At 39.1% G+C, this 10,353-nt stretch carries 9 protein-coding genes; 5 read left to right on the forward strand and 4 right to left on the reverse strand.

The window, feature by feature from the left end:
* Window position 1: 1 nt before the first annotated feature.
* Together MTN96_RS30330 and MTN96_RS30335 are read right to left on the reverse strand one after the other, a co-directional pair.
* Entirely contained in the window at window positions 2-2,155 is a 2,154-nt protein-coding gene (locus MTN96_RS30330; protein ID WP_248533905.1) for an FAD-dependent oxidoreductase, read from the reverse strand.
* 16 nt (window positions 2,156-2,171) lie between these two features.
* Window positions 2,172-4,526 (reverse strand): TonB-dependent siderophore receptor, encoded by a 2,355-nt coding sequence (locus tag MTN96_RS30335; protein ID WP_248533907.1) that lies wholly within the window; start codon window positions 4,524-4,526, stop codon window positions 2,172-2,174.
* Between the two features lie 348 nt (window positions 4,527-4,874).
* On the opposite strand from MTN96_RS30335, the gene MTN96_RS30340 reads away from it, so the two are divergent.
* Complete coding sequence (locus MTN96_RS30340; RefSeq protein WP_064387061.1) at window positions 4,875-5,288, forward strand: hypothetical protein; 414 nt, start codon at window positions 4,875-4,877, stop codon at window positions 5,286-5,288.
* 84 nt (window positions 5,289-5,372) lie between these two features.
* Here MTN96_RS30340 and MTN96_RS30345 read toward each other — a convergent pair whose 3' ends face one another.
* Window positions 5,373-5,798, reverse strand: a complete 426-nt coding sequence (locus tag MTN96_RS30345) for a hemerythrin domain-containing protein (RefSeq protein ID WP_004589589.1) — start codon at window positions 5,796-5,798, stop codon at window positions 5,373-5,375.
* Window positions 5,799-6,114: 316 nt separating this feature from the next.
* On the opposite strand from MTN96_RS30345, the gene MTN96_RS30350 reads away from it, so the two are divergent.
* The 3 genes from MTN96_RS30350 to MTN96_RS30360 are packed head-to-tail and all read left to right on the forward strand — an operon-like array spanning window position 6,115 to window position 6,926.
* On the forward strand, window positions 6,115-6,366 hold the full coding sequence (locus MTN96_RS30350; RefSeq protein ID WP_248533909.1) for a hypothetical protein: 252 nt from the start codon (window positions 6,115-6,117) through the stop codon (window positions 6,364-6,366).
* Between the two features lie 57 nt (window positions 6,367-6,423).
* Window positions 6,424-6,681, forward strand: coding sequence for a hypothetical protein (locus tag MTN96_RS30355; protein WP_248533912.1), 258 nt, complete (start codon window positions 6,424-6,426; stop codon window positions 6,679-6,681).
* A 26-nt stretch (window positions 6,682-6,707) separates the two neighbouring features.
* Window positions 6,708-6,926, forward strand: coding sequence for a DUF6500 family protein (locus MTN96_RS30360; protein WP_004589592.1), 219 nt, complete (start codon window positions 6,708-6,710; stop codon window positions 6,924-6,926).
* Between the two features lie 10 nt (window positions 6,927-6,936).
* Here MTN96_RS30360 and MTN96_RS30365 read toward each other — a convergent pair whose 3' ends face one another.
* Window positions 6,937-8,844, reverse strand: coding sequence for a tetratricopeptide repeat-containing diguanylate cyclase (locus tag MTN96_RS30365; RefSeq protein WP_248533914.1), 1,908 nt, complete (start codon window positions 8,842-8,844; stop codon window positions 6,937-6,939).
* A gap of 256 nt (window positions 8,845-9,100) precedes the next feature.
* On the opposite strand from MTN96_RS30365, the gene MTN96_RS30370 reads away from it, so the two are divergent.
* Window positions 9,101-10,096, forward strand: coding sequence for a transposase (locus MTN96_RS30370; protein ID WP_248533916.1), 996 nt, complete (start codon window positions 9,101-9,103; stop codon window positions 10,094-10,096).
* Window positions 10,097-10,353 lie beyond the last annotated feature (257 nt).

A 10,353-nucleotide genomic window follows, 5' to 3' on the forward strand; every position in this document is an offset into this window, starting at 1 on the left:
ATTAGCCTCTGCGCCATGTGTGGTATTTTTCAAGCATGTTAAGTACTTTTTCAGGTGCGTGAGCGCGTTTCCACTCACCCGCCGCGTACTTATTACCTTCAGCCCATGTAGGGTAGCTGTGAATAGTGCCCAGTATTTTGTTAAGGCCTAAACCGTGTTTCATTGCCAGTACAAACTCAGCTATTAAATCGCCAGCGTGCTCAGAAACCACAGTAACACCGAGTATTTTGTCTTTGCCTTTTGGTGTAATTACTTTAATAAAGCCTTTTGTGGCGCTGTCGGTAATGGCGCGGTCTAGCTCTTCAAATTCAAAGCGAGTGATTTCATAATCTATGCCTTTATCAATAGCATCTTGCTCGTTTAAACCAACACGTGCTACTTCTGGGTCAATAAATGTGGTCCACGGAATAACACGGTAATCTACTTTAAACTTTTTAAGATTACCAAATAAGCCATTTACTGCTGCGTACCAACCCTGATGAGCGGCTACGTGCGTAAACTGATACGGACCTACAATATCGCCAGCGGCAAAAATGTTAGGGTAAAGCGTTTCAAGGTATTCGTTAGTGACTACAGTGCGGTTAGTTTCTATGCCAAGTTCTTCAAGGCCGTAACCTTTAAGGCGCGCGCTTCGGCCCACAGCACATAGTAGCTCATCGTATTCAATATCGATTTCGGTATCATTATGCTTTACCACAATGAATTTTTTACCGTCGCGCGCTTCACAGCGCAGTGCCTGATGCGATGTTAAAATGTTTACGCCGCTCTCAATAAGCGCTTCGTGAGCAAAGGTAGACACTTCTAGGTCTTCTTTGATCATAATACGCTCTGCCATTTCAATTTGCGTAACATTTGAGCCTAAGCGTGCAAAACTTTGTGCAAGTTCGCTACCAATTGGGCCGCCGCCAAGTACAACAAGCTTTTTAGGGGCTTCTTCAAGTTCAGCAAATTTAGTCCATAAAGTATCGCTTGTTACATAGCCTGTTTCTTCAATACCAGGAAGTGGCGGTACAAATGGGCGTGCGCCTGTGGCAATAACAATCGTGCGAGCCGTTAACGTTTGCGTGCCACCGTCGTTAAGCTTAATTTCTACAGTCCACGGGTCTAATAATTTACCGTAGCCTTTTACTACATCTACGCCTAGGTTTGTGTAGCGCTCAACGCTGTCGTGCGGGGCGATGTCGGCAATTACTTGGTGTACACGTGCCATTACTTTTTTAAACGAAAACTGCGGTGCCATGTTTTCTAAGCCATAGTGTTCACCGTGGCGAATTTGCTCTGCAATTTTAGCGCTTTTAATAACAGCTTTACTTGGCACACACCCGTAGTTTAAACAGTCGCCACCCATTTCGCCGGCTTCAATTAGGGTTACTTTGGCTTTAACTGCTGCTGCAATGTAGCTTGTCACTAAGCCGCCAGCACCTGCACCAATAACAATCATGTTGCGGTCGAACTTTTTAGGTTTAGTGTAGTTTTTGTATACGCGACGTTTTTTAAACACGTTTAAGATTCCTTTAGCAATGAAAGGGAACACACCCAATAAAGCGAACGATAAAATAAGATCGAGCGATAAAATGCCTGATAAGCTCTCAATTTGCGCAAGTTGCGTACCTGCGTTTACAAATACAAATGTACCCGCCAGCATGCCTATTTGGCTTACCCAGTAAAAGGTCCATGCTTTAATTGCGGTAACACCCATCAATAAGTTAATTAAAAAGAACGGAAATACGGGCACTAATCTAAGCGTAAATAAGTAAAAGCCACCTTCTTTTTCAACGCCTGCGTCAATAGCGTCTAAGCGCTCAGGAAAACGTTGTTTAATTGTATCGCGTAGTAAGTAACGCGATACTAAAAAGGCAAGCGTAGCACCTACCGTAGAGGCAAAAGAGGCAACCAATAAACCTTCAACTAAGCCAAATAATGCACCTGCGGCCAGTGTTAATATAGCCGCCCCCGGTAATGAGAGAGCCGTTACCACTACGTATAATAAAAAGAAGCCACCAAAAACCAATAATGGCGATTGCTCTTTATATTGGCTAAATTGATCCATCGAGCCTTTTAATCCTTCAAGCGTAAGTAACTGGTGTAAATTAAAGTGAAAGAACAAGCCTATAGCCGCTGCTGCAATCAATACCAAAAATAGTTTTTTAATCATGTTCTCTCAACCGCTCTTAAAAATTATGGGTTAGTGTTAATTTTGCGTTTATTGGCAGTTCAGGGAATGCCAATGTTGCACCAAAGTAACCCCCTTCAAATACTGGGCGCCAGTTTTTTTGATTAGTGACATTGTTTACATCTAATCGCAACTTAGTCCTAGGCGTAAATGCGTAGCTAGTATTAACGTTTAGCGTGTATTGATCACGAATTTTAACTGTTGCCAAAAAGTCTAATGGGTAACTCTTTGTATATAGACCTGAAAAACCCATTTGCCATTTCGAATTAATTGAATAATTTCCGTTAAAACTGAACGATTGCTCAGGAATGCCCTGAACTTGGCGGTTTGAAGGTGCAAACGCGGTAAAACTTGGTGCGCCAACGCCGGTACCTGCAATAATGTCTGGGCGCGAATTATCAAATGCATCGATTACTTGAGCAGAATCTTGACTGCTTGCAGAATTGTCGTAACGAGCGTCTATGTAGCTGTAACCCGCACTTAGCCAATAAGGGTAGGCATCGTAAAATATTTGGCTTTCAAAACCTGTAGTACGAATACCTGTATTGCTGCCGTCGCGATTACGTAAACTACGGCGCTGGCTAAATACCGCGCCATCAGCGTACCAGTCGCTATTGGTTGGGGCGTACTTTAAGCCAAACTCGACTAAGGTGTTTTCGGTTGCAAAATTTTGTGCGCTAATTGTGTTATCGCCGCCAAGTGATGTACCGCCCGCCATACTGTTTGATGTGGCTTCGTTATAACTTGCTGCACCATAGGTGGTGTAATCACTATTTAATTTGTAATTAAAGCTAACTTGGCCAGAATGCAGTATTTCGTTAATGCTGTCGCTTGCGGCAACTTGACCTTGTGGTGCAATAGGGTCGTTTGCTTCTACATCGTAAAAATCAATGCGGTAACCCACACTGGTATGAAATTTATCGCCCCAATCTGAGTCTTGCTGAATAGCAAACCCCGTTTGCCATGAACGTGAGTCGGTGGTGTCTGATAAGTTAAAGTCGCCGCTGCCATCGTTATCTAAATCGTATTGACCACCAGGCGATACAAACACACCTGGGCTTAGCTCTACTAAACGTGCTTTTTGTGCATCGGTTAAGGGAATGCGGCGGTTTGAAAGTGGGCCAGTTAAATCAATTGGTAAATCGGCCTCGGTAGTAAATTGGCTGTAGCCGAGGACTTTATTGTAGCGTACGTCAAAAGCAAAAATTGTTTGCTGGTCACTATTCCAACGGTAGGTAAGCTCAGTGCGGTTTTGCGCTGTATCGGCGCCGTCTATAATTTCTACAAAGCTGTTTTGGGCTATTTCTTCACGCTGTAAATGCTGAAAATACGTAATGTTTTTAAGTGAGGCATTAGCACTTAGCTCACGCTTATAAATGCTGTGAATTAAATAAGTGGTTGCTTCGTTTTGGTTATCAGGGTCGGTAAGTACGGTGCTGCGATCTATTTTTACTTGCCCAGTAGGCGATACAATTGAACCCGCTGCAGGTACGGTACTGCCATTGGCTTGCACGCCTTGGCCGGTAATATAAAGGCCATCATCAATTAAGGCTTGGGTAGGGCGGTTAATACCGGCGTTGTCGGTAAATTCAACTTGGTATAACTCAAAGTTAATATCCCAACTGCTTTTATCATCGGGCAATATGCGTAGTGCTGCAAATAAACTGTCGCTTTTAGTGCCTGAGTAATCGTAGTAGCTGCCTTCATCGAGGTGCTCGTAACTTACTCTAAGCCCCACTTTATCTTTTATAATGGGGGCAGTGTAATCTACTTGCGCACTGTATTGATCCCATCGCCCCGCTGAGAGTTTAACTTTACCTTTACTTTCATCTGTAGAGGCAGTCTTTGAGTGTAAATTTACAAAACCACCGTTACGTTGGCTTGAGCCAAATAAAACCGGCGGTGCGCCTTTTACTACATCTATTTGTTCTACAGAATTGAACGATAACGGCACGCCAAAGCCATTATTACCTGCTTGGCGACGTGTACCATCTTGAAAAAGCTCACCTAGCTGGCCACGAATAGTAGGTAAACTGGGTGCACCAAAGCCACTTGCAGAGTAAGTGTTTGGGCTCACTGCTAGTACGTCTTGTAGAGTAGTAATATTTAGTTGCTCTATTAACTCGCTTGAAATAGGCGTTACTGAGCGTGCTATGTCTTGCAGCGCAAGGTTGTCGCCGAAGGGGCCGTTAATAGTGGCATCTTTTACAGAAAGCCCTTGAGATTTAATCGTTTGGCCTGCTACTTCAATACGTTCAATTGAGTCGGTATTAGCTGCAGATTGTGCCGCATGAGCATAAAAATTAGGTGTGAGTGAAGCGGCTATAAAAAGTGCCAAATATGAATGTTTCAAAAGGGTTCTCATTTTGGTTAGTGTGAATGTGGCAATAAAGACCTGCAGCTTTGTGAATAACTTTCAATAAATATTAATTCTTTTTGTTTTTTAGAATGAAACGTTAAAAGTTTAGCACATTGCTCAAAAGCGTTATTCAGTTTTAGGCACTATGTTTTTGTTTTACAAATACTGTAGTTAGTTATTGCCATGATAAGGTCGTAATTTATAAATAGCGGTTTTATACGCAAACAAACGCAAAGCAGGGCACAGAATTTATTAAAAAATTATACATTAAGATGAAATAAAATATGTGTTGAGCGGTCTTGCTAGTTTCAACATTAAATTATTTAGTTTTAAGGAAATTTTATGACTGGTACAACAGGTACTGACTTTCAAAATCGTTTGCAGTGGTCGCTTTTTTCGCTACGCCTAGGCGTATTTATTGTAATGATTATGTGGACGTTTGATAAGTTTGTTAACCCTGGGCATAGCGCTCGAATTTTTGAGCATTTTTATGGTATTAGCGGCTCTACAGATGTGGTTGCTTATGTACTGGGGGCGTTACAGCTTATTTTAGTGTTGGCTTTTTTAGTGGGTATTAAAAAGCGCCTTACTTATGGCGTTATATTTGTAATGCACGGCCTTTCTACGCTTTCATCTTATAATCAGTATATTGATGGCTTTAATAACTTATTGTTTTTTACAGCGTGGCCAATGTGGGCAGCGTGTTTTGCACTGTATGTGTTACGCGAGCAAGACGTTAAATTTACCATTAAGTAGCGCTGCAAAAAAATGGTTATAAGCCATACGGCTTATAACCAATAAGTACACAAGGGAGTGTATGGAAGTCGGTTTAATTAATAACTAATGCATGGCATCGTTATACTGTTTAGCTAGGCTTTCTTTTTGTCCTTCGGTTAGGGCTTTACCCGCTAATTGAAATACTTCATGTTCTTCTTCACTTAAATGATGATGCACTAAATGGTGCAATTTTTTAGCTGCAACTAACCAAGCAGATGAGCTCATTTCGGTGTCTTCAAGTTGTTCTATTAATTCGTCAATTTCATGGTGTTCAGCAACACTGTGGCGTGCTTTTTCGTGCGTTAAATCGTCAAACATGAGTGGGTTATAAAAATAACGCTCTTCAAATTTTGCGTGATCTTCTAATTCGGTTTTTAGTTCGTCCATTAGCTTGTGGCGCTGCTGCGTATCGCCGTGCGTTTGAATAAGGGCATCTACTAACTCGCGTTGTTTATCGTGGTCGTGACGTAGCGCTTCAAAAATATTCATAACTCTTTCCTTGCTGTAATTGCTTTATAAACTTTTAAAAGCAAGCGCAGTGCCAAATTTTAATGTGTTGATATAATTGACTTTAATGTACTTTTGGCTGGTTTAGATGGCGTTGCTCTGTAACTTTTACACATAAACAGCTGCAATTTTTTCAGATTAAAAGAAGTGATTGCTTTTGACGCTACATAAGCTTACATATTTTTACTGGTTGGGTATTTTATTGAGGTGGTAAAGTAGCGCATTATTTGGGTACAAGATGTACATACTTGCCTTACCTATATTTTTATAAAACTTTAGATATTAGGATAGTTTAAGGATGAACTTAAAAAGCCCCACTACAGCATTATTACTGTGCGCGTTATTAAGTGCATGTAGTACAGCCGAGCATTCTGAACGACGTGTATGCATACAAGAGGCAGAAATAACTGAGCTAAATGGCGCTAAAACAAGCTCAGAGGTTTACAATGAATGTGTAAGCACTCAAATAAAAAAGGATGCTAAAGGCGACACTTTTTTTGATGAAGTTGGTGTGTTTTTTATTGATCTAATTGTTTTAATAGCCGCCTAAGTAAGCAAACTTACAGCTATAATTTAAAGTACAAGGGTGCGTAAAATAGGATTGAATATGAAAGCGTTTTTAATTGTATTTTCATTGTGTATATTTTTAACTGGCTGTGCGGCAAAGCCTTATGCGGGCTCTGTACAATGTATGGAGCAAGCTGATATAGCTTATGAAACCAATATACATAAAAATGAGCCGCTAGATAATGAATGCAAAGCTACAAAAGTAAATACGCCTAATAAAGAGTTTGAGAATCATAGTATTGTTGATAGAAGTCTTTTACAGCTAATTGTTAGTTTTTTAAACGCTATATTTAGATAATTAAAATACAATTAAATAAGGTATGTATGCAGGAAGAACTAAAAGCAAAAATTATAGCTGTGTGCGATAAAAAAATAGCAGCCAAAGGCGAAAACGTAGGCCTTTCTTTTTACGCTTTTTTTGCAAATAAAAACGACAATCCAGAGCTGCTGATGCAAGCCGCTACGTGGTGGATACACACCCATAAGTTAGATCACTTTGAAAAAGCGATAAAAATAAAGCAAATGATTATTGAAGGTGACTAATAACGTATATTTACGCGATTGCTATTTGGTTTCTACCATTTTCTTTTGCTTTATAGAGTTGTTGGTCTGCACGTTTAATTAGCTCGCTAAGTGAGTCGCTTTTAGCATTACTTATTGCCACGCCAGCACTAAAGGTAACGTGTGTTTTACTTGGCAATGCCTCAATATGACTACAGTACTGCGCTAACTTATTTTCAAGATTTTCAAAAAAGTTGTTTATTTTATCGCGATTTTGCGTTTTTAAAACAAATAGCCACTCTTCGCCGCCATAGCGGCCAAACTTATCGTTAGTACTTAGTGTGTCTTTTGCTGCTTGAGCAAATTTTATAAGTACTAAATCTCCTATATCGTGGCCATATTTGTCGTTAATAGCTTTAAAGTAATCTAAATCAACGATGGCTATTGCTAGGCTCTGCTGGGATAAACACTCATTTGCTTTTTGCAAAATGCCACGTCGGTTTAAGCTGTTAGTTAGGTAGTCGGTTAATGCTATAGCATGGTATTTTTTACGTTGGCGCATTTGGCGGTAAAATAAAAATAACGACACGATGACTAAAATAAAGGCAATTGAGGCACTTAAGCGCCAAATTATTTTTTGCTGGTGTTCTTCTGTTGCCTGCAGTTTGTTTATGTCTTTTTCGTATTCTAGCTGTAAAATTTTGTCTTCTTTTTCTTTTACTTCAAATTTAACTTGTAAGGTTTTTATATTGGTTTCGCTGGTGGCTTCGTAGTGTTTTATTGTATAAGCAAGCTCATCTTCAATAGCTTTAAATGCATCTTCAGTGAAGTTAAGCTGGCGCTTTAATTTATAGCGTTTGCTTAAAAAATCAGCCTTATAAATGCTGCGGCTAAATTTATCTAGGTTTAAAAATACTTTGTCGTTTACCTGGTTGGCTTTATTTAATAAATTTTGTTTTGTGTAGATGTCTGATAATAAAATCATTGATGCTAAATGCATGTCATTAATGCCGGCAGAGCTTGCAAGTGCAATATTTTTGTTTGTAAGCATTAAAGCTGTATCGTAATTACCCTGCAGGTATTGAATATTTGCAATAGAATATTGAGCGAAGGCTAAACCTTTTTTCATATTAACTTTGCTAAAATAAGCCAGCGCTTTATTTAAGTATACAAGCGCGTTTTTAGGCTGACCGACCTCAAGTAATACGTTTCCTAAACTCCAATAAGCTTTAGCAGTAAATAGGCCGTCGCTTGTTTGCTCGTAGGCATCTACCGCTTTTTGGGCATAGTAAATGGCTTTTTCTTTATCATCTTTGTAGAGGTAGTTGTAAGCGTCGGCAATTTTTCTAAAAAAGTAGCCCTGCGAGGCTATGTCTTCTTCCTTTATAGCAAGCTCTAAACCTGTTAACGCCGCACTTAGCGTTTTTTTAAGTTCGTCGGTTTCGGTGTAGTAATAGGCTATAGCCCGAAAAACAATGATTTGTTCGTTAGGAGAAAGCTGTTTTACCTGCGTTTGCAGTTGATTAGCAAGCGATTGCGCATTACTTAATTCTTTGTTAATTGCGAAAAGCTTAAGCTGAGCCTCTAAAAATAGTAGGTGACTGTTTTTATATGTTACAAGCTCAGTACTCTTTAAATACATTAGCAAATGGGTACTTAGCGCGGTGTATTGTTCTTGTCGAAAAAGTAGCTCTGAATATAATGCAGCCGCTTCAAGGTGCAACTGTTTATGCTTTGTATGTTTAGTGACATTATAAGCGTGGGTTAGTTGTTTTTGGTGTAAAAGGTAATCTAGCTTGTCGGCTTTAATATCACTAAGCAGGCTTTGGATTGATTTTATATCAGATGAAGTTAGTGAAGAGCTATTGGCAAATGTAGCACTACTTGTTAGTAAAAATAACAGGAGCGCAAAAAAGCGAAACCACACCATATTGATTTTTATTATTATATTGTTCGTCATTTATTTTTTTACTGAATCAACACCTAAAACGATATAACTAACTATAGCATTACTTGTAAATAACAAGTTAATACTTTATTGGGAATACACCACCACATCCCTTTAAAAATCCCATTTTCTAGTAAATAAGTATGAAAATTATTATTAAAATAATGATGACACCCATTTAAAATATAACTATGACACCCATCAAAATAGTTGTATAAAACACAAGCTCGGACTACGCTTTAGCTTAAATAATGAACAGGGTTGTGTTATGGCTATTGCTCGTAAGCGCCAAATAAGTTTGGCAGATACAAAATATTATCACTGTATTTCACGCTGTGTTCGCCGGGCATATTTGTGTGGTGAAGACCCTTTTACAGGACAAAATTACGCGCATAGAAGAGGGTGGGTAGAGGATAAGCTTATCAGCCTTGCAAAGGTATTTTGTATAGATGTTTGTGCATACGCAGTTATGAGTAATCATACACATATTGTGTTGTATGTAGATGATAAAAAAGCTAATAGGTTAAACGACAAAGCGATAGCAATTCGTTGGCACAAGCTTTTTAAAGGCACCGCTATCACGCATAAATTTATACGCGGTGAGAAGTTATCGGCTACCGAACGTTGGTTTTTAAACGAGAGCCTAAAGCTGTATCGAGAACGCTTAAGTAGTATTAGCTGGTTTATGCGAGCATTGAACGAAAATATTGCGAGGCGAGCTAACAAAGAAGATGGCTGCACAGGGCGATTTTGGGAAGGACGATTTAAATCTCAAGCGTTACTAGATGAAGCTGCTTTGTTGGCGTGCATGGCATATGTAGATTTAAATCCAATACGCGCCAAAGCGGCTGAAACACCTGAGGATTCGCACTTTACGAGCGTAAAACAACGCATAAAATCAATTGCACTTAAAAGCAACCAGGCGTTAAAAGTTAAGCAGCCAAAACAGTTATTACGCTTTGCAGGAAAGTCTAAAAAATACATGCCAAAAGGTTTACCATTCGAATTAAAAACGTATTTAGAGTTAGTTGAATTAACAGGTCGATGTATTCGCGCTGATAAAATAGGCTTTATTGCGCATTCAAAACCTGAATTATTGATACGTTTGAGTATAGCGCCAAAGAACTGGTTAAAACTTACAACCGAATTTGGCAATGTTTTTCATGGAGCAGTGGGGCGTGTAAGTTCATTAGATAGTTATTGTAAACATCAAGCTATTAAGCGAAGGCCTAGCTATTCAAATAGTAAAAAATTATTAGCCTAATAAAATCCATTAAATAAATAGTATGTCACTTAGCTTTGCTGAGCTTTTATTGTGCCTGAAGTTTCTTATTGGCCATAAGATTATTATAAAAAGCTTAAGTATATAAACTCAAACATCTCCATTACCACTCAACATCTCAAATCAACATATAAATCTAACCATATATTTCTTACTATATTGGCCAGATTCAAGGTCGAAGTGCACCACCTTTACTAAACTATAAGTTCAGGAGGTGTGCCATGGGTACCCAATATTCA

This window comes from Pseudoalteromonas sp. 2CM28B (assembly GCF_023161935.1).

Coding starts and splice junctions, on each gene's coding strand:
- MTN96_RS30350 (WP_248533909.1), top strand. CDS start 6,115: ATGAACTTAAAAAGCCCCACTACAGCATTATTACTGTGCGCGTTATTA.
- MTN96_RS30340 (WP_064387061.1), top strand. CDS start 4,875: ATGACTGGTACAACAGGTACTGACTTTCAAAATCGTTTGCAGTGGTCG.
- MTN96_RS30355 (WP_248533912.1), top strand. CDS start 6,424: ATGAAAGCGTTTTTAATTGTATTTTCATTGTGTATATTTTTAACTGGC.
- MTN96_RS30360 (WP_004589592.1), top strand. CDS start 6,708: ATGCAGGAAGAACTAAAAGCAAAAATTATAGCTGTGTGCGATAAAAAA.
- MTN96_RS30330 (WP_248533905.1), bottom strand. CDS start 2,155: ATGATTAAAAAACTATTTTTGGTATTGATTGCAGCAGCGGCTATAGGC.
- MTN96_RS30370 (WP_248533916.1), top strand. CDS start 9,101: ATGGCTATTGCTCGTAAGCGCCAAATAAGTTTGGCAGATACAAAATAT.
- MTN96_RS30365 (WP_248533914.1), bottom strand. CDS start 8,844: ATGACGAACAATATAATAATAAAAATCAATATGGTGTGGTTTCGCTTT.
- MTN96_RS30345 (WP_004589589.1), bottom strand. CDS start 5,798: ATGAATATTTTTGAAGCGCTACGTCACGACCACGATAAACAACGCGAG.